The 24077-nt window shown below is 64.5% G+C and carries 27 protein-coding genes and 1 tRNA gene; 4 read left to right on the forward strand and 24 right to left on the reverse strand.

Annotated features, from left to right (window positions below):
* Window positions 1-113: 113 nt before the first annotated feature.
* Genes E4S61_RS04285 through E4S61_RS04295 form a run of 3 tightly spaced genes read right to left on the reverse strand, consistent with a single transcriptional unit; the run spans window position 114 to window position 1750 of the window.
* The gene (locus E4S61_RS04285; protein WP_135302657.1) at window positions 114-1139 is read right to left on the reverse strand and encodes a DUF433 domain-containing protein; all 1026 of its coding nucleotides are present in this window, start codon (window positions 1137-1139) and stop codon (window positions 114-116) included.
* Window positions 1132-1503 carry a hypothetical protein gene (locus E4S61_RS04290; RefSeq protein WP_135302658.1) on the reverse strand — a complete coding sequence of 124 codons (372 nt, stop codon included), beginning with the start codon at window positions 1501-1503 and terminating at the stop codon, window positions 1132-1134. The genes E4S61_RS04285 and E4S61_RS04290 overlap by 8 nt, the downstream gene beginning before the upstream one ends.
* Window positions 1493-1750 carry a hypothetical protein gene (locus E4S61_RS04295; protein ID WP_135302659.1) on the reverse strand — a complete coding sequence of 86 codons (258 nt, stop codon included), beginning with the start codon at window positions 1748-1750 and terminating at the stop codon, window positions 1493-1495. The genes E4S61_RS04290 and E4S61_RS04295 overlap by 11 nt, the downstream gene beginning before the upstream one ends.
* Before the next feature lie 185 nt (window positions 1751-1935).
* Here E4S61_RS04295 and E4S61_RS04300 point away from each other — a divergent pair, with 185 nt between their 5' ends.
* Together E4S61_RS04300 and E4S61_RS04305 are read left to right on the forward strand one after the other, a co-directional pair.
* Window positions 1936-2256: a twin-arginine translocase TatA/TatE family subunit gene (locus E4S61_RS04300; RefSeq protein WP_135302660.1), complete on the forward strand. Its 321-nt coding sequence runs from the start codon at window positions 1936-1938 to the stop codon at window positions 2254-2256.
* A 65-nt stretch (window positions 2257-2321) separates the two neighbouring features.
* Window positions 2322-2395: transfer RNA gene (locus E4S61_RS04305), tRNA-Arg, on the forward strand.
* Between the two features lie 321 nt (window positions 2396-2716).
* Here E4S61_RS04305 and E4S61_RS04310 read toward each other — a convergent pair.
* The 13 genes from E4S61_RS04310 to E4S61_RS25235 form a co-directional block, all read right to left on the reverse strand.
* Window positions 2717-3244, reverse strand: coding sequence for a plastocyanin/azurin family copper-binding protein (locus tag E4S61_RS04310; RefSeq protein ID WP_167768410.1), 528 nt, complete (start codon window positions 3242-3244; stop codon window positions 2717-2719).
* 399 nt (window positions 3245-3643) lie between these two features.
* A complete protein-coding gene (locus E4S61_RS25825; protein ID WP_209309436.1) occupies window positions 3644-4003 on the reverse strand; it encodes a hypothetical protein in 360 nt (119 codons plus the stop codon).
* 638 nt (window positions 4004-4641) lie between these two features.
* Window positions 4642-5343 carry a DUF2270 domain-containing protein gene (locus E4S61_RS04320; protein WP_135302662.1) on the reverse strand — a complete coding sequence of 234 codons (702 nt, stop codon included), beginning with the start codon at window positions 5341-5343 and terminating at the stop codon, window positions 4642-4644.
* A gap of 100 nt (window positions 5344-5443) precedes the next feature.
* Window positions 5444-5917, reverse strand: coding sequence for a DUF6691 family protein (locus E4S61_RS04325; protein WP_245180578.1), 474 nt, complete (start codon window positions 5915-5917; stop codon window positions 5444-5446).
* A complete protein-coding gene (locus tag E4S61_RS04330) occupies window positions 5914-6387 on the reverse strand; it encodes a YeeE/YedE family protein (protein WP_135302663.1) in 474 nt (157 codons plus the stop codon). Before E4S61_RS04330 ends, E4S61_RS04325 begins: the two co-directional genes overlap by 4 nt.
* A 377-nt stretch (window positions 6388-6764) precedes the next feature.
* Complete coding sequence (locus E4S61_RS04335; protein WP_135302664.1) at window positions 6765-8501, reverse strand: ABC1 kinase family protein; 1737 nt, start codon at window positions 8499-8501, stop codon at window positions 6765-6767.
* Window positions 8502-8565: 64 nt separating this feature from the next.
* Window positions 8566-10260, reverse strand: a complete 1695-nt coding sequence (locus E4S61_RS04340; RefSeq protein WP_135302665.1) for a potassium transporter TrkG — start codon at window positions 10258-10260, stop codon at window positions 8566-8568.
* 1 nt (window position 10261) lies between these two features.
* Complete coding sequence (locus E4S61_RS04345) at window positions 10262-10945, reverse strand: potassium channel family protein (protein ID WP_135302666.1); 684 nt, start codon at window positions 10943-10945, stop codon at window positions 10262-10264.
* Window positions 10946-11031: 86 nt separating this feature from the next.
* Window positions 11032-13680, reverse strand: a complete 2649-nt coding sequence (locus E4S61_RS04350) for a heavy metal translocating P-type ATPase (protein WP_135302667.1) — start codon at window positions 13678-13680, stop codon at window positions 11032-11034.
* 134 nt (window positions 13681-13814) lie between these two features.
* On the reverse strand, window positions 13815-14405 hold the full coding sequence (locus E4S61_RS04355) for a winged helix-turn-helix transcriptional regulator (RefSeq protein ID WP_135302668.1): 591 nt from the start codon (window positions 14403-14405) through the stop codon (window positions 13815-13817).
* A gap of 42 nt (window positions 14406-14447) precedes the next feature.
* On the reverse strand, window positions 14448-15155 hold the full coding sequence (locus E4S61_RS04360; RefSeq protein ID WP_135302669.1) for a TMEM165/GDT1 family protein: 708 nt from the start codon (window positions 15153-15155) through the stop codon (window positions 14448-14450).
* Window positions 15152-15841 carry a metal-dependent transcriptional regulator gene (locus E4S61_RS04365; protein WP_167768411.1) on the reverse strand — a complete coding sequence of 230 codons (690 nt, stop codon included), beginning with the start codon at window positions 15839-15841 and terminating at the stop codon, window positions 15152-15154. Before E4S61_RS04365 ends, E4S61_RS04360 begins: the two co-directional genes overlap by 4 nt.
* A 64-nt stretch (window positions 15842-15905) precedes the next feature.
* Window positions 15906-16067 (reverse strand): hypothetical protein, encoded by a 162-nt coding sequence (locus E4S61_RS25235; RefSeq protein ID WP_167768412.1) that lies wholly within the window; start codon window positions 16065-16067, stop codon window positions 15906-15908.
* 86 nt (window positions 16068-16153) lie between these two features.
* On the opposite strand from E4S61_RS25235, the gene E4S61_RS04370 reads away from it, so the two are divergent.
* Entirely contained in the window at window positions 16154-16654 is a 501-nt protein-coding gene (locus E4S61_RS04370; protein WP_135302670.1) for a metal-dependent hydrolase, read from the forward strand.
* On the opposite strand, the gene E4S61_RS04375 is transcribed toward E4S61_RS04370, so the two are convergent.
* The gene (locus E4S61_RS04375) at window positions 16651-16899 is read right to left on the reverse strand and encodes an MTH865 family protein (RefSeq protein ID WP_135302671.1); all 249 of its coding nucleotides are present in this window, start codon (window positions 16897-16899) and stop codon (window positions 16651-16653) included. The genes E4S61_RS04370 and E4S61_RS04375 overlap by 4 nt on opposite strands.
* A gap of 121 nt (window positions 16900-17020) precedes the next feature.
* Here E4S61_RS04375 and E4S61_RS04380 point away from each other — a divergent pair, with 121 nt between their 5' ends.
* Window positions 17021-18340 (forward strand): PQQ-dependent sugar dehydrogenase, encoded by a 1320-nt coding sequence (locus E4S61_RS04380; protein ID WP_135302672.1) that lies wholly within the window; start codon window positions 17021-17023, stop codon window positions 18338-18340.
* A gap of 36 nt (window positions 18341-18376) precedes the next feature.
* Here the strand turns inward: E4S61_RS04380 and E4S61_RS25240 are convergent, their stop codons facing one another.
* From E4S61_RS25240 to E4S61_RS04410, 7 genes are all read right to left on the reverse strand, one after another.
* Window positions 18377-18544 (reverse strand): hypothetical protein, encoded by a 168-nt coding sequence (locus tag E4S61_RS25240; RefSeq protein WP_209309461.1) that lies wholly within the window; start codon window positions 18542-18544, stop codon window positions 18377-18379.
* 1 nt (window position 18545) lies between these two features.
* Window positions 18546-18779, reverse strand: a complete 234-nt coding sequence (locus tag E4S61_RS04385; protein WP_135302673.1) for a zinc ribbon domain-containing protein — start codon at window positions 18777-18779, stop codon at window positions 18546-18548.
* A 71-nt stretch (window positions 18780-18850) separates the two neighbouring features.
* Entirely contained in the window at window positions 18851-19441 is a 591-nt protein-coding gene (locus E4S61_RS04390; RefSeq protein ID WP_135302674.1) for a DJ-1/PfpI family protein, read from the reverse strand.
* An 89-nt stretch (window positions 19442-19530) separates the two neighbouring features.
* Window positions 19531-20328 (reverse strand): HAD-IIA family hydrolase, encoded by a 798-nt coding sequence (locus tag E4S61_RS04395; protein WP_135302675.1) that lies wholly within the window; start codon window positions 20326-20328, stop codon window positions 19531-19533.
* A 120-nt stretch (window positions 20329-20448) separates the two neighbouring features.
* On the reverse strand, window positions 20449-21861 hold the full coding sequence (locus E4S61_RS04400; protein ID WP_135302676.1) for a sensor histidine kinase: 1413 nt from the start codon (window positions 21859-21861) through the stop codon (window positions 20449-20451).
* A gap of 69 nt (window positions 21862-21930) precedes the next feature.
* Complete coding sequence (locus E4S61_RS04405; RefSeq protein WP_245180579.1) at window positions 21931-23328, reverse strand: hypothetical protein; 1398 nt, start codon at window positions 23326-23328, stop codon at window positions 21931-21933.
* Window positions 23325-24056, reverse strand: a complete 732-nt coding sequence (locus E4S61_RS04410; RefSeq protein WP_135302677.1) for an ABC transporter ATP-binding protein — start codon at window positions 24054-24056, stop codon at window positions 23325-23327. The genes E4S61_RS04405 and E4S61_RS04410 overlap by 4 nt, the downstream gene beginning before the upstream one ends.
* Between the last annotated feature and the right edge of the window lie 21 nt (window positions 24057-24077).

Raw genomic sequence — 24077 nt, forward strand, 5'->3', positions numbered from 1 at the left:
CGCAAGTGAGATTTACCCACCGCTACCGCAGTATTACTTACACAACTGCACTTGCAGTACTCTACAGCAACAACAACGGAGGTGGAATCCAGTTGGACGGGGAAGTCATGGAATCACCGTCCTCCTGTGGTGAACTTGTTCACAGGACACTTCGGGCCCTGAGCGCCAGCAAAGTCGATGACGAGTGCCTTGTTCTGGGCGTTCTTGTCCAGCTCCAGTTCGCCGTACTGCGTGAGGTCCGCTCGTTCGTGCATCCAGGCGTACTCCGAGGGGAGCGAGTTCGACCCATCGATGAGGTCGTTCGCGTAGCGTCGTGAGACGCCGGTCGCATCGACGATGTCGGAGACCTCCATCGCGATGACCGCCTCGTCTGTCCGGCGGTTGCTCGCCATCTGGACGATGTCACGAACCTTCGAGGCTTTCCCACCGCCACCGTCGGCGATGACGCCGTCGAGTGAGGCGACCTCGTCCTCGACGTCCCCGAGGCGGTCGCCAAACTCTTTCCCCGCTGCGGGAAGGTCGTCGAACTCGTCGACGTCGAGCAGGTTCGTCAGGGCGCCCTTCAACACCGCGACGTCGCGGTTGGCAACCTGCTGGAGTTTGTCTACCTCCGACCGGAGACTCTGCACTTCGGACTCCAGTTCCGCACGAGACATCTCCGTCGGCGACTCTGGGCCGTTCTTGTCGGCGTCCGAACCGCTACGGCCCTCTGTCCCATCGCCCTCGTCGTCGGGTGCATCGTCATCCACCTCGGCGGTTTCCTCCCGGACATCGACGTCGGAGCCGGCGTCCGCCGAGGGGCTCTCGCCCCGCCCGGCAGCCTCCTCGATGGCCCCACCGTCTGGCTTGGGATGGGGCTCGTCGTGGGTCTCCGTGGCGGCCTCTTTGTCACCCCTTTCGTCGGCCTCGTCGGTGGTTCCGAGGCCCAGCTCGGCGTGGGCATCGCGGAAGTGCTCCATGTCGATGAGCGTGTCACCGGCGCCGATGGCTTGCATCGCGGCCTCGCTACACAGGTCGTCGATCTGGTCAGGTTCGAGGTCGGGATAGCTGTCGGCGAGCTCCGACGGCGAGACACCATCGGCCAACATCACGTTGGACTTCGTGACGCGCATGTCCCACTGCTCGACGTAGTCAGTCATCGCCGACCACCTCCCAGGCCGGCGTGTGGCCGTCGCGCTCGATCTTTTCGACGGCCTCGGTGAGCGTCTCCTCGTCGAGGGGGATGTGTGGGTTGCTTAACTCCCGTCCCTCGGCGACCATCTCCGCTTCGAGGCGGAGCATATCGACGTCGCCAGTCGTCGACGGACCGGAGCGATACATCTTGCTGACGTTGCTCTCGATAGTCCGCGAGTCACCACCGCGACCGGCGCTGGTGAGTTCGCGGATCTTGTCGCCGTCGACGATCTTGTCGTAGTTCGTGACGAACGCGTCACTGAGGCACTTCCGCCGTTCGGCGGCGAGCCGTCGAATCTCCGGCGGCTTCCGGAGCGCATCACTCGACATCGGCCACCTCCAGCTTCCGGCCGATGATGTCTGTGACCAGTTGTGGCTGGGCGGCCTCGCCGACGCGGTCCTGGGCGGTGTCGACCTCGATGACGCCGTCGCCATCGCTGTCGTTGACCACGACGACGGTGCGGGGTTGCTGGGGACCGTCTTCGGGGCCGTCGGTGCGGCGCTCGCCGACCAGTTCGAGGCCCGGCGTCGGCGTCCCATCGCCGCGCTGAATCTCGACGGGGCGCGTGTCACTCATGCACAAACACCCCGAGTCTGGACGCTGTCTGCGGGATTTGGGGGCAACGAAAGGTTGATAGTGGCTCTCAACGACCAAGTTCCCAAGTTCGGTTTTTTCAGTTCTTGGAGTCTCTCAACCGCTTTTAGGGCGAAGCTGTGAGAGGCAAAAAGGTTATAATAGCAACCACGTAAAATTTGGACACAATGTCAGGGACATTCGTACCGCTATTCCCGGGGTTCCCGGGCGGGATGGAGATGATGGTCATCCTCCTCATCGCCGTCCTGCTGTTCGGCGCAAACAAGATTCCGAAACTCGCTCGTTCGACGGGCGAAGCGATGGGTGAGTTCCAGAAAGGCCGCGAAGAAGTCGAGCAAGAGCTCGAAGAGATGCGCGACGGCGTCGCGCCCGAATCGCAAGACGCCGATGCCAACACGGAGACGACGGCCGCCGAGACGAGTACCGACACGAGCACCGACACCGCCGCTTCGACGACTGAAGAGACGGCGACCGAATCGAACAACTAACTCTCGCTTCTTCCGCTTTCCGCGCGAACGAAAGCGTTTTTCAGTAGTCCTGTGACCCTCCGGCAGGGCGTGTGGCCTAGTGGACGAGGGCGAGGGGTTCCTAACCCCTAGAGCGCGGGTTCGAATCCCGCCACGCCCGTTCTGCTCCGAACGAACCTGAGGAGCGAACGGGCCCGGGATTCTAATCAGGGAACGAGAGGTGAGCGAACAGGAGTGACCGTGGTTCGAATCCCGCCACGCCCGCTCACTCGCTTCGTTCGTTCGCGGCCGTGGCGACCTTCGCAGAATCTCCGATTCTGCTCAGTCCCGCCACGCCCGCTTGGTCTTGAAAGACGGCAAGTGGCGTCTTTCAACCGTCGCAGAATCACAGATGCCGCTCAGCTCTGGCACAGTGGTGCAGCGACGAGTGAGCGGCAGTGACCGTGAGACGAGCGAGCGCTTTATCGGCCGTTCAGAAGGCTCAGTTCTCTGCAGTGGCCGTCGTCTGGGGACCGCCGACAACGACGACGCCGTATGCGCCGACCGACGCGTGGTTCGTACATTTGTACATGTAGACACCGCGTTCGTCGAACGTATGAGAGATGCTACCACCAGGCGTCGCGGTGGCCGTCCCGGTGAGCGTCTGTGTTGGGGTAGGGGTCTTCTCGGTGAACGCATCCCCGTTCGTGTGTGTGATCTCGTGTTCGCCGTCGCGCCACTCCCAGTGAACGGTTTGACCCGGATTTATCCAGATAGCGGGAGGTTCGAAGAGGGCGTTCGAGGGGGTCTGACCCACGGCGACGGCGACAGTACCGCTGCCCCGTCTGTCGGCGAAGGACCCGTCGTACGTCTGGCCGGAGTCGAGTTTCCGCTTTTGCTCCTCGGTCAGTTGTCGAAGGGGATAGGACGGTCTCTCAGTGCCGGCCTCGGTTTGTGTCTCAGTCGGCGTCTCAGTCGACGACGCGGTGGGGGTCTCGGTGTGCGTCTCGGTCTGGAGATCCGTCGTCACGGAAGCTGTGGTCGCCACTTCGGTTGGGGTCTCTGTGCCATCCGTTGGCGTAGACTCTGTATCCGGTCCGTTACAGCCAGCGATCGCCCCAACGAGACCGATACATGTAGTGCGAACAAAGTTACGCCGTTTCACATCCGTAATCTCTGTTCCCTCTAGTTAAATCTTGATGGTGGCTGTATGACAATTCAAGGGGCATGCCACCTACGTGTCTGCCGATCTCTGCGTGGTTGTGATGGGAAATGAGACACACCAGTCGCCTGCCGCGATCGCTCACAATTCCGTCTGCATACCGCGGTCTCACCGTATCGAGTTCCAGAGTAAAACGGCCCCAACCCCACTTGTATCGACGGATTCGTCTCCGACTCCGTCGGCGGTGCTCGTGTTTGGAGTAGTGGATTAGACGCTGTCGGTTTCCGTGGACGTCTCGTTACCCGCCAGACCGTCTTCCGTAGACGTCTCGTTGCCCATCAGACCGTCTTCCGTGGACGTTTCGTTGCCCGCCAGACCGTCTTCCGTGGACGTCTCGTTGCCCATCATACCATCTTCGGTTTCGGTACCCATTCCGGATTCGGTTTCGGTACCCATTCCGGATTCGGTTTCGGTACCCATACCGCCACTTTCGCCGCCTTCGTCGTCAGCGTCCGTTCCTTCAGACTCGCCGCTTCCGCCGTCGCCGCCACAGCCAGCCAGCAGACCGACAGTTGAGACAGCAGCTGTACGACGAATGAAGGACCGTCTATCCAGGTTGTCCGACATGCAAGCCGAACTGGGGGACAAAGAGACTAAAATCCATTGGCCGTTTCTATACATTATTAAAGAATATGCGTGTTTAACTATCTATATATCCAATTATGCTGTTTTGGCGCGTGAGACGGTATAGAGCGATATGGACTGGTAAATACACCTGTGAATAAATACACGTCTCATCAACAAGTTTGGAATACCGATACGACTCGGACGAGCGTTCATGAGTCCGCCCGCGGCCGGCTGGATATGCGAGGTGCCAATCGTGTCGGTCTGGATATGTGGTGACCAGTTGGTCCGTGACCGGAGCCAGCTTGCCCGTCGGTCGAACGGACCAGTTCTCCTGATCGAAGCGCGATCGTTCGCGTAAAAACTACTCTCCCATCCCCGCAAACTGACGCTGCTGTTCGGCGCGATGTGGCAGTTCTAGGACGCATTTCGCAGCCCGCTTTCGTCGGTCGCACCCATGATACTGCTCTGCGGTTCCACCGGTCACCACGTCGTTTCGAGGCGCTTCGCTTAGTTGGCGTGCGACGCTGTCGCTCGCCTGCCGATCGATGTCTCTCTTCGCAGTATCTTGCTACTCGCGGGTTACTCCGTTCCCCGCTCGCTGTTTGAGCGCTGCGCGACTGAAAAGAGCGCGGCCCTCGCTATTCCCGCCAATCGTCCACCTGACACTCCCGAAGTTCCGACCGCGAATGCCACGTCCGCGGACGGAACGCAACGACGATGCTGGCGAGATACGCGGCGACGACGACGGCTGTGACGACGACGCCCGGGACGATTCCGATGCGGGCGCTCTCGGGCCACGGCCCCGACTGGGCGAACGACGTGACGCGGATGAACCACGCGGCCGTCACGATGCTGAACAGCGCGAGGTACACACGACGCAGTCGGTGGGCAACGGCCTCCTCGAAGGGGACCTTCAGCGTCGGCCGGTAATAGTCGGCGCTCAGCTTCCGCCGCCACGCGCCGTCGTCGACGTCCTCTCGCGGGTCGAGGCCGTGCGCCCAGACGTTCTGCTGGATGAGGCGGACCCGCGAGCGCCACACGTCGAATCCTCGGTAGCGATGGGCCTCGATGCCGAGGAAGGCCCCAAGCGTGACGAGACCCACTAGCACGAGGTAATGGGGATTACTGGGATCAGAGAACGACCACGTGAGGATGGCCGCCATGACCGTGACCGCCCAGTTCGTGGTGCGGTCGAGTCGCTCGCGCCACCGGGTCATTCGGTGGACCTCGCCACGATAGAGGTGGGCCATCGACGAACTCGGCCCCATCTCCTGCTCGAAGAGGCCCGCGCCGAGACTCCGTTCACGTTCGCCGCTCGGGTCGAATTCGTCCCTGTTCATGCGATTTGCTCACTGAACGTCTTTCGGAACTCCTGTGTCAGCTGTCCCATCTTCGTGTCGTAGTCGTCGAGTGATCGCTGCATCTGGTTCACTCTCTCACTCATGCCGGTTCCTCCGTCGTCTGCTCCGCTGTGCTGCGCTCGGAGCGGACGTACCCCTGCAGGTACGCGCCGGCAAACATCCCGGCGATTGCATAGAGGATGGTGACGTTGCCGACGCCGAGACTGGCGTAGGCTGCCCCGGGACAGATTCCCGAGAGACCCCATCCGACACCGAAGATCCCGCCGCCGAGGACGACGTTCTTGTCCATCGATTTCACGCGAGTGCCGAACTCGCGGCCGGTCAGCGGTGCGGTTCGACCCGACCGAGAGCCGACCGCGAAGACGATACCGGCGACGATGCTCGCCCCGCCCATCACCAGCAGGAGACCGAAGTCCGACAACTGGAGGAATCGCAGGACGACCTCCGGACGGTACATCTGGCTCAGACCGAGGCCGAAGCCGAAGACCACGCCACCTAGCAGGATGGCCGGCAGGAACAACGGGTGGCGGCCGGCGTCGTTCGCGTCGCTCACGGCGTCACCCCCAGGGCCTGCACTATCTGGGCGGTGCCGATGGCGATGCCGACGAACGTCGCCACGTTCAGCAGCGACGTCTCCGAAAGCGACCCGACGCCACAGACGCCGTGACCGGAGGTACAGCCCTTTCCGAGGCGCGTCCCTACGCCAACGAGGATGCCGCCGCCGAGCAGTCGCCACCACTGTACCTCGGTGGTCCAGCCGAACTCGCCGAATGTCAGGCCGTAGATGGCGCCGCCGAGTACGATGCCGAGCGTGAAGACGACGCGCCAGTCGCGGGACGACCGGAAGCGGAACTGCTGGAACCGGGACTTCGAGGAGACGTACGAGAGCGTCGATTCGAGGAACGTGCTCGCCCCAGCGATGATTCCCGTCGAGAGGTAGATAATCGCGGTGCCCACACCGATGAGCAAACCGCCGAGGAGGTAGTGAACCCACCCGTAGGGAAACAGCGTCTCGGCGAGCATCCTACCTCCTCACCGTTGTATCCGAGGACAGACGCATCTCGACGATGTCCAGCGACTCATCGGAGCCGATAGCCGCAGCGTCGTCGGGGAAACGGAACGGTTTGTCGCTCATTCTATACCCAACGTAGCCGCCGACAGCACAAAAGTGTTGCGAGAATAATGCAATACTGTACGCTGGACACGCTCTCAGAATCCCGTTTCGTCGGACAATGTGCCCCCATAACAACCGAAGCGCAGCTCATTCTCGGGGATCGACAACCTCCCCTGTTTGCGACCGGGGGTAGCGTTGCGGAATGCGGGCAAGACAATGTGCCAGTCACAGACGACGCGCGTAGACGAGAGCGGTGGCACAGACGTGAAGCTGCGCGCTGTGCGGTCTACCGCTCGTCTTCGTGTCGCCGTCGCATCTCGTGGCGCGTGAACTGCGGCGTCGACAGCCCCGCCCGTCGCTGCCGGCGGAACGACCACCCGATGACGCCAAGGGTGATGACCGTCCCCGCAACCGCGAAGGCAGTCGCTTCGACAGTCGTCGTCACGAAGAGGAACGCCGCGACCGGAATCCCCGCGGCAGCGACGATGCCGAGCAGGAGTCGTATCGCCATCTGCCGGGCGAGCCCGTCGCTGTCTTCGAGTATCGCCTCTAGAACCAGTTCGTCTCGCGCGACGGTGTCGAGGGCGGCCTCGGCTCGCGGGAGTGCGGTCACGGTCGACCGCGCCGACTGGGTCACCGTCTCCTGAATCTCCTCGCGGAGCGCGCCGCTCATATCGGTGGCCCCCTGCTCCATCACGTAGTCGGTGATGACCTCGATGAAATCGAATTCGGGATCGAGCGTGCGACAGACCCCCTCTAAGACGGTGGTCACGCGGACGACCAGCGCGAGGTCCTGCGGGAGGCGCATCGGGAACTCGTACAGTTGACTCTCGAACTCCCCGACGAGTTGTTCGATGCGGTACTCGCTGATGTCCTCGCCGCGGAACTGCTTGATGACGATTTCGAACGCCTCGCGCATCACCTCGCGGTCGGCCATCGGGTCCAGTGCGCCCATCGCGACGAAGGCGTCCATCACCCGTTCTACGTCGTCTGTCGCCAGTCCGACGTAGAACTCCATCAGTTGCTCGCGGGTCCGCGCGCCGAGGCGGCCGGTCATCCCGAAGTCGTAGAAGACGAGCGTCCCGTCGGGCTGGACCGCCAGATTCCCCGGGTGTGGGTCGGCGTGAAAGCGCCCGTCCTCGACGATCATCTGGATGTACACCTCTTCGAGGCGCTGGACGAGGCGCTCGCGGTCGACGCCGAGTTCCTCCAGTCTCGCCACGTCGTCTATCTTCACGCCGTCGACGTAGCTCATCGTCACCACGCGGTCGGTCGTGTGGCTCTCGATAACGTCGGGAATCGCCACGTCGTCGGTGTCCGCGAAGCTCTCGCCGATCTCGTGCAGCATTCTCGCTTCGTGGGCGTAGTCCATCTCCCGCCGGATGGTCGCCGCGAACTCTTCGGTGAGGTTCTCGAGCGTGAACGCCTGTGCGGGGTCAGCGCCGTAGGTCAGAATCGGCGTCAGCGTCGACAGAACGCGCAGGTCAGACTCGACGCGTTCGCGAATATCCGGCCGCAGTACCTTCACGGCGACTCGCTGGCCGTCGAGTTCGGCCTCGTACACCTGTCCGAGCGACGCGCCGCTGATGGGCGAGGTATCGAACTCGTCGAAGCGTTCGGAGAGCGGACCACCTAGTTCGCGTTCGAGCAGCGGTTCGATGTCGTCCCACGGGTCCGGCGGTACCTTGTCCTGTAGCTCCGCGAGCACATCGATGTACTCGCGGGGAAGCGCGTCGGGCCGCGTCGAGAGCATCTGGCCGAGTTTGATGAACGCCGGACCGAGGTCGAGAAACGTCGCTTTCAGCCGGCGGGCACGTCGGGTCCGGTCCTCGCTCGAAACCGACCGGGAGCGGCCGACGACGACGAACCGTTTGCGGTCGCGCGCCCACGCGACCACGAACGGGACGAACTGCCAGCCGACGACGAGGACGCGCCACAACGCGCGAAGGGTGACGCGGAGGCCTGTCGGATGACGGGTGTCGGAGGACGGGCCGCCGCCGGTCGGACGCTGCGAGTCGCTCACTACCCTACTGTCGGGGTCCGCGCCAAATGAGTGTACTGGAACGCCGAGCCGGCACGGCGGCCTCTCAGGGGTCTAGTCCGGCCACTCCTGCCCGGATGAACACGAGCACAGGGATGATTTCCAGCCGACCGACCCACATGTTGAGGAGGAACATCGCCTCCGCGAGCGGGTGCATCGTTGGGCCAGTGATGCCGGACGACAGACCGACGTTGCCCTGCGCGCTGGCGACTTCGAACAGCGCGTCGGCGTAGGTAAACTCGGGTCCGGCCACGTTGACGAGGACGAGACTACTGGTGACGAGGATGATGAGCCACAGGAGCGTGACTATCGCGGCCTCCGCGAACTCCCGTTCCATCGCCGTCCGGTCGAGCGTTCGATCACCGATTCTGGCCATAATAACCGCGTTCTTCGGGAGGAAAACTCGCGAGAACTGCCAGATGATTCCGCGAACGATTGTGTACCCGCGGATTATTTTGATGCCGCCGACGGTGGACCCGGCGGCACCGCCCAACACCATCGCTCCGACGACCATCACCTTGGCACCGGCGACCCAGCGACCGATGGGGGCTGACTGGAACCCCGTACAACTCAGTGCGCTTATCCACTGGAACGTCGAATCGCGGATCGCATCGAGTTGTGCGCCGTCGAGCCACGGGATGGTAACCGGGAGGAACGACTGGGCTGCGAACGCGTCGGCTGCGGCCGGAACCGACAACACGTTCTGGAGGGAGAGTGTGAGGACGCCAAGCGCCAACAGAATCAATAGCCAGCGTGTCTGGAGGTCCGAAACCAGCTCGCCGAGATCTCTGTCCCGGAGGATTACGTAGTGGACCGGGAAGGCGATGGCCCCCAGGACCATAATCGGGAGGAGGACCGTCTCCACGAGCGGGGAGTTGTACGTCGCGATGGAGTTGTCCGTAACGGAGAACCCGCCAGTCGTAAGGCCGGTCATGGCGTGGTTGAGCGCTTGCCACGCGACCTCTCCGAGTCCGAGCGATTCGGCGTACTCGCTATCACTGGCAAGTATAGCGCCGAACAACAGGACGAACGACAGGCCCGTGTACCCGACCACGAGTTTCCAGACCGTTCGAACGGTGGAGACGACGCTGGGGTGAATCTTCTCTTCGCGCGCCTCGCTCTGGTAGAGGGCGTAGCTCCCGCTGCCGGGTCGGGAGAGAATCGAGACGGTCAGGACGATGACGCCGACGCCGCCGACCCACTGGATGAACGACCGCCACCACTGTATCGTTCGAGGCAGTGACGGCTCGTGGACGGCCATCGTCAGTCCGCTCCCGGTCCAGCCGCTCATGCTCTCGAAGAGGGCGTGAAGCGGGTGCCGGAAGTACGCGAGACTGGAGAGTGTCGTCGTCCCGCCGACGCGTATCGGCGTCCATGCGCTCGTGTCCGCGCCCACCGGGACGAACGTATCCATGACCGCTGGCGGCGTCAGCCACGCGGTCAACAGAAACGGGAGTGAACTGAACATCGCCACCATCAACCAACCGGCGGCGGCGATAATCATACCGTGTTTCATCTGCGGGTTCGGCGCGTCCGCGAACCCTCGATTGGCCAGTCCGCCGACGGCGGCGGTCACTCCACCTGCGATGAGAAAGCCGAGTGCGGCGTAGTACTCCCGGAATCCGAGCGCGAGGACGACCGTGAGGGCCATCAGCCCGGCGTCCATCAGCAGCAGCGAACCGACGTCCCGGCCGATGATTCGCAGGTCTGCCGGGAACAGTTCGGCGTCCCGTCGAGACATGCTAGCTCCGGTCCTCGGTGTGACCGAAGATGTCGGTCAGGTCCGGTGTCGCCCCTTCTGCGGAGTACACCGTGAGCAGGTCACCACTCTCGATTCGGGTGTTCCCGCGCGGGGTTATGGGATTGCCCTCGCCGTTGCGCTCAATGGCGACGACCAGCGTATCGTCGCCGAGGAGTCCGGCCTCCATGGCCCCCTGTAGCGTCCGTCCCGTTATCGGAGCGTCCGGTTCGACGGATATCTCGAAGACCTCGGCTTGGTCGCCCACCCGCATGAAGTCGACGATGGAGGGGCGCTTGACCGCCCGGTAGAGGTAGTCAGCGATGAGGCGCTGCGGGTTCTCTATCGTGTTGACGCCGATTTGCCGGAACAGACCCATGTGTTCGGGGTTGTGGACCACCGAGACGATGTCGGGGACCTCCAACTCCTGTGCCAGCAGACAGACCATGATGTTCGTCGCGTCTTGGTCTGTCGTCGAGATAAGCGCGTCCGCGCGGTCGGCACCCGCGTCCCGCAGCGTCTCCTTCGACGTCGCGTCGTCGTGGATGACGAGACAGTCGAATTCCCTCGACGCCTGCTCCGCTCGGGCCGCATCGCGCTCGATGACGACGACTTCGTTGCCGCCGGCCGTCGCGATCTGGATGAGCGGCGTCCCGATGTCGCCGGCCCCGACGATGACGATGTACATTCGAAGCGGTGTTCAAAATCGACTGAGGAAAGTATACCGATTCACAGATCACCGCCGGACGGCGGGGCTTGCTGGGACGGAGGCGGTTATCGGAACAGCCCCAGAATTCGGTACTCCTCGTCCGCCTCGTAGCGTCGGAACGCGAGGCTGTTGGCGAGCACCGATACCGAGGAGGCCGCCATCGCCGCCGCGGCCAGCGCCGGTTGGAGCAGGCCCAGCGAGGCCAGCGGTATCATGACCGTGTTGTACCCGAGCGCCCAGAAGAGGTTCTGCTTTATCTTCTGGAGCGTCGCTGCGGAGATGCGGATGGCTTTCAGTACGTCTGCCGGGTCGTCCCGGAGCAGCGTCACGTCGGCGGCCTCGATCGCCACGTCGGTCCCGGAGCCGATGGCACAGCCGACAGCGGCCGTCGCCAGCGCCGGGGCGTCGTTGACGCCGTCGCCGACCATCATCGCTCGGCGACCGTCCGACTGGATATCTTCGAGGGCTTCGGCCTTGTCCTCGGGCAGGACACTGGCCATCACGTTCTCCGGGTCGATGCCCACCTCTTCGGCGACGGCGCGGGCGGTCCGCTCGTTGTCGCCGGTTATCATCCACACGTCCAGTCCGCGCTCGCGGAGGCCGCTGACGGCATCGACGGCGCTCTCCTTGACCGTGTCCGCGTCGGCGACGACGCCGGCGAGTCGGAACTCGCCTCCAGTGTCTTTGACCCCAACCAGCATGGCCGTCTTCCCCTCGCGTTCGAGGCGGTCCATCTGCTCCTCGGCGGGGGCCGTGTCGACTCCGTTGTCTTCGAGCAGTTTGCGGTTGCCGACGAGTACCTCGCCGTGGGGCGTCGTCGCGCGGACGCCGTGGCCGGGGACGTTCTCGAACGCCTCGGCGTCGGCCACGTCGATGCCGCGTTCGCGCGCCCCTTCGACGATGGCTTGGGCAAGCGGGTGTTCGCTGCCGCTCTCGGCGCTGGCGGCGAGTTCGAGGACGTACTCCTCGGTGAGTTCGGGGGCCTCACGGAGGGTCCCGCCGTCAGACCGATGGTTCGACGAGGCTCGCCGTCCGCTGGACGGCTCACCGCCGTCGGCGGCCGCACCGACGACTTCCACGTTGGTCAGTTCCATCTCGCCTTCGGTCAGAGTTCCCGTCTTGTCGAAGACGACGGTGTCCACGTCACGGACGGTTTCGAGCACGTCGCCGCCCTTGAACAGGACGCCGTTGCGAGCGCCAATGGTGGTCCCGACCATCGTCGCAGCGGGCGTCGCCAGCCCTAGCGCGCAGGGACAGGCGATGAGCACCGACGAGGCGAAGACGACGACGGCGAACTCGGCGACGCCGACCGTCGCGGGACCGCCGGCCGCCAGCCCCCATATCGGGAGTGAGCCGACGAACCCGGTCAGCGCTTCGGGGAACAGTGCCCAGACGGCGGCCCACAGCAGGGCGTTGGCGATGACCGCCGGGACGAAGTACGCGGAAATCCGGTCGGCCAGATTCTGAATCTCGGGCTGGCGGGACTGGGCCTGCTTGACGCGCTCGACGATTTGCTGGAGCGCGGTCTCCGACCCGACCTTCGTCGCCTCGACTTCGAGGACGCCGTTCTGGTTCACCGTCGCGCCGATGACCTCGTCTCCCTCGCCCTTCTCGACGGGGACGGATTCCCCAGTGACCATCGACTCGTCGACGGCCGAATCCCCGTCCACGACGACGCCGTCGGTCGGCACCTTCTCGCCGGGGCGAACCTTCAACCGGTCGCCGACCTCGACTTCCGAGAGCGGAATCTCCGCCTCGGTGCCGTCCTCGCGGACGACCGTGGCGGTGTCGGCCTCCATCTCCAGCAGCTGGCGGATTGCCGCACCGGCCTGACTCTTCGAGCGGGCTTCGAGGTAGTTCCCAAGCGTGATGAACACGAGGATGAACGCCGCCGTGTCGAAGTACAGCCCCGTGCTGGCGATGAGGTCCAGTAGCGCGATGACAGAGTAGCCGTACGCCGTCGACGAGCCCAGCGCGATGAGCACGTCCATGTTGGCCCGCTTGTTCTTCACGAGCGCCTTGTACGCGTTCTCGTAGAACGGTTTACCCAGTGCAATCTGGACTGGCGTGGCGAGCGCGAACTGCACCCAGCCTAGTGGCACGCCGAACAGCGTCTCCTCGAGCAGTCCCAACGAGAGCAGGTGGTCCGTCATGAAGATCAGCAGGGGGAGCGACAGCGCCGCGCCGAACAGCGTCAGTCGGCGCTGTTTCCTGACTTCGGCGTTGCGGGCAGCGTCACGCCGGTCGGACGCGGACTGCTCGCCGTCACTATCCTCTCCGTCGCCGCTCTCGTCTTCCCGAACTGGCGTGTAGCCGGCCGACTCGATGGCGTCGTAGAGCTCCGAGAGGGAGACCGCGGACGGGAGATAGGTCACTTGCCCCTCGTCGGTGGCGTAGTTCACGTCCGCCGAGACGACGCCGGGCATCCGTTCGAGAGCGTCCTCGTTGGTCTCCGCGCAGTTCGCACACGACATGTCGGTGATACCGATGCTTACCGTCTCGGTGGCGACGCCGTAGCCAGCATCCTCCACGGCGGCAACGACATCGCCGAGCGACACCGCGTCGGGGTCGTACGTGACGCTCCCCTCGTCGGTGGCGTAGTTGGCGTCGACGCTCTCGACGCCGTCTAACTCGCCGACGGCCTCCTCGATCGTGGCCGAACAGTTGGCACAGCTCATGCCGGTCAGTTCGAGCCGAACGGTTCGCTCACTCATGATGGTATCTAGTACGGGCTACTCTTTGATGCGGCTTTTCCCTTGGAATTCGAAGTTGAAACACAACCAAATTTGACTATCACTGCCAAAGATGGCCAAAGATTTCGATTCAAATCTGCTGGCGTACTCGACCGCTACGCCTCTTCCTTGAGCGTCTCGTACTGTTCCACGAAGCGGGCCTCACAGGAACCACAGCAGAAGTAGTAGCGGTCGTCGTCGAGCGTCGTGCGGACGCCCTCCTCGTCGACGGTGTTACCGCACTCGGCGCAGTCTGGCGCGAAGTCGGCGGTACCGAGGCCGGGCGTCCACTCGGTGTCGGCGACGAGTCGCACGTCGTACTGCTGAACGTCCTCGAAGTCGAGATGCGAATCGAGGAAGCTCGACACCGCCGACTGGGGCACCGTTGCCGTCAGCGTCACGCGACTGTCGGCAGTTCGAAAGACGTGTTCGACCGCCTCGGCGTCGGCGAGCGCGTCGCGTATCGCGGCCGCACGGCCGGGCTTGGCGTCGATTTCGACCAGCACCGGGACGCCGGAGCGAAGGAGCGATCGGTCGACATCGACGGTGAACCCACGAATCACGCCCATCTCCATCAGGCGGTCGACGCGATCGGAGACGGCGGGTGCCGATAGATTGACTTGTTCGGCGATGTCACTGAACGGGCGGCGCGCGTCCGCGAGCAAGAGTCTGAGTATCTCGCGGTCGGTATCGTCGAGTCCTCGCATGTTCGGGAATCCTCACCGGAGGGTAATGAGTGTCCCCGTCGGTCAGAACGGGAGGCCAGCGGCGACGGCCCCCACGACCGTCTCCCAGACCGAGAAGCCGAACAGCACGCTCATCGCAAAGTCGGCGGCGAAAAAGAGGAACAGTGCCGCCCCCGCGAAGTGGGCCTTCCGGAGGTCGAACGCGTGCGAGAAGCGATAGAAGAACAGCGCGTTCGCCATGCTCACGGGGATGATGGCGAGCATCTCCCCGGTCCAGATGGCCGTCGGGAACGCGGTGTACTGTGCGGCCAGCGTGATGGTGATGAGTTGGGTTTTATCGCCGAACTCGCCGAAGGCCATCATGGCGAAGATCGGGAGGAAGCCGCCCATCTTGTTGGGGACCTGCCAGTCGAGAATTGGTACGCGAACGTCCAGTTCGCCGCCGTCGGTCAGAACGCCGCTCGCGGGCTCGGTCTCGGTATCGTCCGCCGTTGGTGCCGTCTGGACCAGCAAGTACGCGAAGACGACGAACAGCGCCGCGGTCATGGCGTCTAAGTAGCTGCCAGGGAGCAGGCCGGTCACCGTCTGGCCGAGCCAGACTTCCAGCGCCGTCCAGCCGGCGAATGCAGCGCCCGCTGCGGCGACGACTGTGTACGGATTGAATCGAGTCGAGAGGCCCGCGATGATGAACTGGACCTTCTCACCCGGCAGGACCGCCAGTTGCGCGCCCGCGGCGACGAACACGACCGTCAGCCACGTCGCCTCGCTCACGTACCGCTCACCTCGGCGACTGCCTCGTCGTGGGCCCGGACCTGAATCGCGTCCGCGATGTGGTCCGGCAACGAAACCGTCTCGTCGCCCGCTAAGCTCACCGTCACCATGCCGATGGGTGCGACTTCCTCGACGACGAGTTCGGTACCGGGCGTGATACCGACTTCGTCGAGGTAGGTCAGTTCCTCCGCGTCGCGGTCACGGACGCGGGCAACTTCGAGGCGCGCGCCCTCGCCGTGGTCGGCTAACACGGCGGCCGGAACGTCGTCGATGGGTTCGAGTTGGTCGTTGGGAATCGGGTCACCGTGGGGGTCTACGTCGGGTTCGTCCAGTGCGGCGGCGACGCGTCGCTCGAACTCCTCGCTGATGTGGTGTTCGAGAATCTCGGCCTCCTCGTGGACCTCGGACCAGTCGTAGCCCAGTTTCTCGGTGAGGAACGTCTCCAGCAGGCGGTGATGGCGGACGACCTCCAGCGCGACTGTCTCGCCCTCCGGCGTGAGGGTGACGCCCTTGTACTTCTCGCGTTCGAGCAGGTCGCGCTCTTCGAGCTTCTCGACCATACTCGTTGCCGTCGGCGGCGTCACGCCGACCGTCTCCGCGATGGTCGAGGTGGCCACCGGCGGGTCCCCTTCCCGTTCGAGGCGGTAGATTGCCTTCAGATAGTCCTCCATCTTCGCGCTCAACATACGCAGTTTTAGACGAGTCTAACACAAAAGGTTGCTGCCAGCTAACCACAAGTTTTGCGGAGAGCTACCACCGTTTCTCGTCCTCGGCGCGGTACGTCTGGCGGCGGGTCCGGGTCAGCAGCCAGAGTAACAGGTAGCCGATCGCGCCGAGGGCGAACACCGTCGCCGGGATGAGAAATGGGCCGAACGTCCGCACCAGTAAGTCGAGTCCCGACGTAACGGCCATGCGCTGGCTTGGGACGCCCGACGGATAAACGACGAGGATACCGATCACTCGGCAGGTACAAGCCATCGGCGGCCGAACGCCGCGCCATGTACCGACCGGGTCACTACGGCGCGGCGCTCCTCGTCTATGCGCCGCTGGGATTCGCGCTCCTGTCGTTCGACTTCCCCGGTCTCGCGGTGCTCGGCGGGGCGCTCTCGCTCGCTCTCGCACCGATACCGGACTTCGACCAGCGAATTCCGCTAATCAGGCACCGCGGCGTGACCCACACAGTCCTCTTCGCTCTCGTCGTCGGCGGCGTTCTCGGTGCCGTCGGGTGGGCCGCGGGCACCGCGACCGACGCCGAGATGGCGACGCGACTCGCGGCGTTCGGCGTCGTCGTCGGCACCACGACCATCCTCTCGCATCTGCTCGCCGACGTCATCACACCGATGGGAATAACTCCGTTCTGGCCGCTGTCGCGGACGAATTACACACTTCGTCTCGCTCGTGCGGACAACGTGATAGCGAACTACCTGTTGCTCGCACTCGGCGTGTTCGCAGTGGCAGTCGTCGTCTCCGTCTCGCACCCGTCGCTGTTGCCCGCTTAGATGAGGTCGCGGCTCTCCAGGGACTCCATCACGTCGTCGACGAGCGAATCGACGTTCTCGTAGGGGAAGTCGCCGTCGAGTTTCGTGTTGAGTTCCATCGCCGTCATCGAGAAGTCGTCCGACTCGAACTTCGTCGAGGGGCCGTTCGGCAACGCCGGAATCAGCCCCATGGGGCTGGAAATCGGGTAATCTGCGTCTTCGAACGCCTCGGTGAACTGCTCGCGGAGTTCGTCTCTGTCGACCATAATCGTTTGACCCATTGTACAAGCCGTTTCATAAAGGGTTCGACATCGGTACACTTTCCCGTTGTTCTGAGTTTATTCGAAGGCGGCGAACCTTCTTGCTCGTCGATATCCTCCCTCGCGTATGGACGGCCCTACTCGTCGTCGGTTCCTCGCCGGTAGCGGTCTCGCTCTCAGTGGACTCGCCGGGTGTACTGGTCCCAGGACCGATACTGGCGACTCGACGACGCCGACACAGACGCCGGACGCCTCGCTGTCGGCCCTCGAACTCGGTGTCGACTCCGTGGCCTCGGGATTCACTGCGCCGGTAGATGTCGTCGCGCCGCGCACCGACGAGTACTTCGTCGTGGACCAGGCGGGACAGGTAGCCTATCTCGGCCCGGACGCCGACGAACCGACTATGGCGCTCGACATCACCGACCGAATGGTCGACGTGAGCGGCTACGACGAACGGGGACTCCTCGGGCTGGCCCTCCATCCCTCCTACGACGGGTCGGGACGCGCGTTCGTCCGGTACAGCGCACCCCGGCGGGATGGGACGCCGGAGAACTACTCGCACACGTTCGTCCTCTCGGAGTTCGCCGTCGCTGACGGGACGCTCAACCCCGAGAGTGAGCGGCCGATTCTGGAGATTCCGGAGCCCCAGTCCAACCACAACGCCGGGTCGGTCGCGTTCGGGCCAGACGGCTTCCTCTACGTGGGCGTCGGCGACGGCGGCGGAGGCGGTGACGTCGGGACCGGTCACGTTACGGACTGGTACGACGCCGTCGACGGCGGCAACGGGCAGGATATCACCGAGAACCTGCTGGGGAGCATCCTCCGAATCGACGTGGACAGCGAGGGCGAGGACGGCCAGCCCTACGCCATCCCGGACGACAACCCGCTGGTCGGCCAGTCGGGACTCGACGAGCAGTTCGCGTGGGGCTTTCGGAACCCGTGGCGCTTTTCCTTTAGCCCGGATGGAACGTTCTTCGTCGCCGACGTGGGCCAGTCGCGCTACGAGGAAGTCGACATCGTCGAAGCCGGCGGCAACTACGGCTGGAACGTCCGCGAGGGCCGGAGCTGTTATCAGGCCGAGGAGTGCCCGTCAGAGACGCCCGACGGGACGCCCTTACAGGACCCGATCATCCAGTACCCACACGACGGTGGTGCGGTGTCGGGCATCTCCGTCATCGGCGGCTATCTGTACGACGGCGAAGCTATCCCGGCGCTCACTGGACGCTACGTCTTCGCCGACTGGCGAGCGAACGGCGACCTGTTCGTCGGTACTGACACCGACGAGTCGCGGTGGTCGGTGACGGCGGTGCCGGTCACAGACGGCGGGATGGGCTCGAATGTCCTCTCCTTTGGCCGGACACAGAGCGGTGAAATCCTCGTCTGTTCGACGGACGAGGGCGGTCTCTCGGGGTCCACCGGCGCGGTCCATCGGCTACGGGAAGCCTGAGAACGGGAGAACCGCGGGAGGGTGACGGCGACCGGGTCAGCGCGACCGCTGATCGTCGTCGGTGTCGCGCCGCGCCAGCCGCTCGGCCGACTCGCGGTCGGTCTCAACCCGTTGCTCGCCCTCGCTACGCACCAGCAAGAACAGCGCGAGCGGTGCGGCGAGCGCGAGAGCCAGGAAGACGAGCACGACCAGTCCGGTCACCATCCTAGCCGAGGAAGATGTCGGCGAGGTCGCTCGCCGCCGACCCAGTGTCTCGGTACAGTTCCGAGTAGCCGCAGTTCGTACACGAGACGACGCGGAACTCGTTGGTCTGGACGTCGAACATCTTCGAGATGCCGCCGCCGGTCGTGGATATTCGGCCGACGTCGGTGCCGGTGTGACCGCACTTCGGGCAACCACTGTCGCTATCGCTGTCGTCGGAGGGTGTGTTGGGGACCATGCACCTCCGAATTCGCGTGGCCCCCTTACAAATCTATTCCCGCCGTGAGGCCCGCTCTCAGTCGGTGGACATCAGTCGTCGGCGGCGACCGGTTTGCCGTGGCTCACCTCGTCGCCGAGTACGTCCATGAACTGGGCGACCCATTCGGGGTGGTCGGGCCAAGCCTGACCGGTGACGAGGTTCCGGTCGGTGACGACGCCGTCGACCCACGAACAGCCCGCGGCCTCGCACTCGGCGCGACAGGCCGGGTACGATGTCATCTCGTAACCGTCTAGCACGTCGGCGGCGGCGAGAATCTGCGGGCCGTGACAGAGCGCCGCGACGGGCTTGTCTGCCTCGAAGAAGTGCTGGACCGCCTCGATGACTTCGTCGTGGGTCCGCAGGTACTCCGGGGCGCGGCCACCGGGGACGACGAGGGCGTCGTAGTCACTCGGCGTCACGTCGGCCATCGTCGCGTTCAGTTCGAAGTTGTGGCCGCGGCTCTCCATGTACGTCTGGTCGCCGCGGAAGTCGTGGATCGCTGTCTTGATCGTATCGCCGGCTTCCTTCTGCGGACAGACGGCGTCTACCTCGTGGCCCACTGTCTGCAGCGTCTGGTACGGGACCATTATCTCGTAGTCTTCGCCGAAGTCGCCGACGATCATGAGGATGTCTTTGCCCATAGGTATCACCACACGGAGCTACGACCGGCGGCGGCATAAAGGCGTAGGCCAGCCAACAGGAACGCTGTAAGGGACGACGCTCGTCTGTGTCAGCAGACAGCGTCGAGGACCCTATCCACGTCGGCCAGCGAATCGAGAACGTAGTCGGGGATCACGTCGCTCTGTTCGAGGGTCGCGTCGTCGGTGACGCCCGAGCGAACCAGCGCTGTCGTCATCCCCGCGCGCTCGCCCATCTGGATGTCCGTGTCCAGTCGGTCGCCGACGACCAGACAGTCCGCGGGGGCGCAACCGACCCGGTCCAGCGCCGCGTCGACGGCCACCGACGAGGGCTTGCCGAGGATACGGTCGGGGTCGCGTTCGACGACGCCTGCGATGGCCCGAAGTATCGCACCGGACCCCGGTATCGGGTTCCCGTCAGCGTCGGGAAACGTCCGGTCGGGGTCAGTTCCGAGGAACGTGGTGTCGTCGCTGAGGACCCGCAGTGCGTCGTGCATGTCCCGATAGTGAAACTCGTCGGTCCACGAGCCGAGCAACACGTCCACCGCGCCGGAGTCGGGTTCGGTCACCAGTTCAGCACGGGTGGCCCGAACGCGCTCGCGGAGCGACGGCGACCCGACGACGAAGACGCCGTCTCCGCCGTGGTACTCGTCCAGGTACTCCCGCGTGACGGACGCCGACGAACAGGCCTCCCCCTCGTGGGCATCGACGCCGAGCGACTGGAGGCGTTCGACGTACTCTGCGCCGTCGTGGAGCGGGTTGTTCGAGAAGAAGCAGACCGAGAGGTCACGGTCGCGGATGCGGGAGACGGCGTCGGCCGCCCCGGGCAGCAGGTTGTCGTCGTGGTATATCGTCCCGTCGAGGTCCAGAATCACGCCCCGGAGTGTCATCGGTCGGTGTAGGGAGTCGAGACGCAAAAACCCCGTCTCATACGGACTGCTGTCGCTATTTCCCAGACCGACCGCACGACATCGCGCGGTCGATCCGGTACCGAACTGCAGCAGTCCGTCTCAGTCGGCCAACTCGACGCCGGTGAACTCGAAGCGCGCGCCGCCGCTCTCGCTCTCGGTTAAACCGACAGACCACCCATGGGCCTGTGCGACCTGCCAGACAATAGCGAGACCGATGCCGGTGCCGTCGCCGGAGGATTCCCCCATCTCGAAGACGTTCTCCGACGTGCTGATGCCGACGCCGTCGTCTTCGACGTAGAAGCCACACGGGAGCGAACCGACTTCGATGGCGACCGATTCGTCGTTGTGCTCGACGCCGTCGTCTGACCCCGCCCGACTGCTCGTCGAACCGTGTTCCACACTGTTCCGGAACAGGTTGGTAAAAAGGTCGTGGACGCGAGTCGCGTCGGCAAGGATGGTCGCGTCAGCCGTCACCGAGAGCGTCGCGTCGCCGGTCTCGACCCACGCCCACGCCTCCGTGGCCAGCGCTTCGACGGTCACGCGTTCCGGGTCGTCGACGGTGCGCCCCTCACGGGCCAGCGTCAGCACGTCCTCGATTATCTCGCTCATCCGAGTGAGCGACCGATCCACTTTCGCCAGTAAGTCCGTTTCCGTCTCGTCGCGCGGTTCCAGCAGCTCCACCGCGCTCTGGGCGACGTTAAGCGGGTTCCGGAGGTCGTGGCTAACGACGCTCGCGAACTCCTCCAGTCGCTCGTTCTGTCGCTCCAGTTCCCGTTCGCGGGCGACGCGTTCGGTCACGTCGCGCTCGACGAGTTGGACGGTGTCTCGCTGGCGGTGGCTCTCGACGGGGACGAACTGGGTCTGGTAGTGTCGACCACTCACCGAGTCCTCCAACTCTTGCGTCTCGCCGGTTTCGACCGCCTGTCTGACCGCGGCGACTCTGCGCCGGGCCGCCGTCGGGTCCATCACGTCGGTCAGGTGCTCGCCGACCAGCGAGTCGGTGTCCCGGTCCAGACGGGCAGCCATCGCTCGGTTCGAAGAGAGAATCGTCCCGTCGGTCGCCACCTGCACGATGCCGTCGGGGGAGTTCTCGACCAGCGACTCGAACTTCCGACGGGTTCGGTCCTGTCCGACGACGCTCTCGATGCGGTTGGCCAGTCGGCCGTACTGCTTGTCCTCGACGACTTCGAGTTTGAGGAGGTAATCGGCCACCCCGGCGGCGATGGCGGCGCTGGCCGTCTCCTCGTCGCCTCGGCCGGTCAGAAGGATGAAGGGTAACGTGGGATCGTCCTCCCGGATTGCTCGTAGCAACGTCAGCCCGTCCATCTCGGGCATTTCGTAGTCACTGACGACGCAGTCGAACTCCTCGTCGGCCAGTCGAGAGAGTGCGTCCGTCCCGCTGTGCTCGGCGACGGCCTCCATGTCGTGCTCCTCGGTTAGCGTCTCAGCTGTCATCTGTGCGAAGAACTCGCTGTCGTCGACGACCAGTGTCCTGATTGTATCCGCTGCCATCGTGGCTCGTACTTTCGCCTAGAGAACGCTTCGTTACTTATAGTTAGAGGTCGGAAATATGTGAGAAAATTAAACGGTTCGGAACCGGCGTTCCCACCGCGGCCCGGCCCGCCCGGTAAGCCACCATCCGATGACGCCAGCGATCGCCGAGAGCGCGACTGCGACGACGACAGCGAACGACGGCGCGATAGAGACGACCAGCGCCGCAACCAGCAGCGGGACCGCGAGCACTGCGAGCGCTGCCCCGAAGCAGGCGAACAGCGCCGTATCGAAGAGGAGTTCGTTGGGAGCTAGTCCCGTGAGGTACGCCGAGACGCCGAAGACGTAGACGGCGACGCCGGGCACCACGAACAGACCGACGGCCAACTGAGCGACCGGATACCACAGCGACGCGACGGCCAGGTACGCCGCCGCCGTCGAGAGCGAGAGAACGAGATACGCCCGGAGCGTCCCCGCGAACACGCTCTCGTAGTCCACCGGAAACCGGAGGTACTCCCGCGGCGCGTCAAACTGCGTCACCCAACTGTAGGTCGTGAACGCGCCCAGTCCCAGCAACGTCCCGAAGGCAATGCCCGGCTGCGGTTCGATTCCCGTCGCCGCCGTTATCCGGTCGAGCAACAGCGCCGTCACCGCGAAGAGGACGCCCATCGAGAAGACGACCTTCCCGACCGAACCCGAGGAGCGGGCGACCGACAGGAGCGGCCGTCGCGTCAGCGGGTCCGAGACGCCCGTGAACAGACCATCAGCGCGACGGTGACGACCCGACGAGCCGTTCTCGACCGGTTCGAACAGTGTAACGCCGAGCACGGCCAACAGCGCCGTCGGAAGCAGGCTCCGAACGACCGATTCGAGCGTTCCGCCGACGTACAGCGCGTAGGGCGTGTACGCGACGATGTCCACGAACCCGCCGCTGACGGCCGCCGCTCCGACCGCGAGGACGCCAAGCAACGCTACCCGACTCCGACCCGCGAGCGCGACCAGCGCGAGACTTAGCGATGCGCCGAAGGCGAACGCGGCGACGACGGCGACCCAGAGCCGGACGAGTGGGAGAAGCGCGGTCCCCTCCGCGACGGCGACGACGCCGTAGCCGACGACGGCCGGCGTGAGGACGAACCCGGCGTAGTAACAGACGTCCTTCAGGAGGAAGGTCGCGAGCAGGCGACGCCAGGAGATGGGGAGCGTCCGTGCGGAGAACACCAGCAGCGTCGTATCGCCCAACACGTCCCGGAGCGCGTCGCGGCCGACGAGACCAATCGTGCCGACCTGCAGGCCAACGAAGCCGACGAGCGCGACGAGGCCGCTGGCAACTGCTTCGGGGGCCGTTCCGGTCAGACCGAGCAGCCACGTCCCCGCGCCGGTCAGGACGGTAATAGCTATCGGGAACGCGGCGAAGCGGCCGCCGCCGAAGAGGTGGCTGTGCAGTCGCCACTCCTCGCGGAGCATCCAGCGGAACAGTGTGCCGGTCACGCCCGCGCCTCCACAGTATTGGGGTCGCCGCCGACCTCCTCGATGAAGTACGCGAGCAGTTCCTCCTCGGTCATCCCGCGCGGGTCACACTCGGCGACGAGTTCGCCGTCGTCGACGATGCCGACGTGCGTACACAGTTCCGCCGCGACGTCGACGTAGTGCGTCGAGAGAAAGAGCGTGTTCCCCCGCGAACAGTACGCCGCCAACTGCTCTTTGACCCGTTCTTGCATGATGGGGTCTAAGTTGACCAGCGGTTCGTCGATGAACACCAGATCCGGGTCGTGGAGGAACGCGGCCGCGAGCATCACGCGCTGGCGTTCGCCCTCTGAGAGACCCGTCGAGAGGGCGTCGAGTACGCCCGCGAATTCGAGTCGGTCGGCCCACTCGTCGATTCGCTCCTCGATTCCCGCTATTTCTCGCACCTCGCCGACGAACGTCAGGTACTCCCGCGGCGTGAGGAAACTCGGCGGATCCTCGCGCTCGGGGAGGATACCGATGGCCTCCCGGACGGCCATCGGCTCCGTGACTGGGTCGTGGCCGACGACGCGAGCGGTCCCGCTCGTCGGTTCGAGTTGCCCGGTCAGCAGTTCGATAGTGGTCGTCTTCCCGGAGCCGTTGGGGCCGAGCAACCCGAACAGTGCGCCCGCCTCGACTGATAGGGAGAGCCCGGAGAGCGCAGTGACGTCCCCGAACCGGCGCGTCAGGTCGCTCGTCTCGATGGCAGTCATATCGAACTGGAACAGACGAGG

The organism is Haloarcula amylovorans, from assembly GCF_004681185.1.
Lineage (GTDB): Archaea > Halobacteriota > Halobacteria > Halobacteriales > Haloarculaceae > Haloarcula > Haloarcula amylovorans.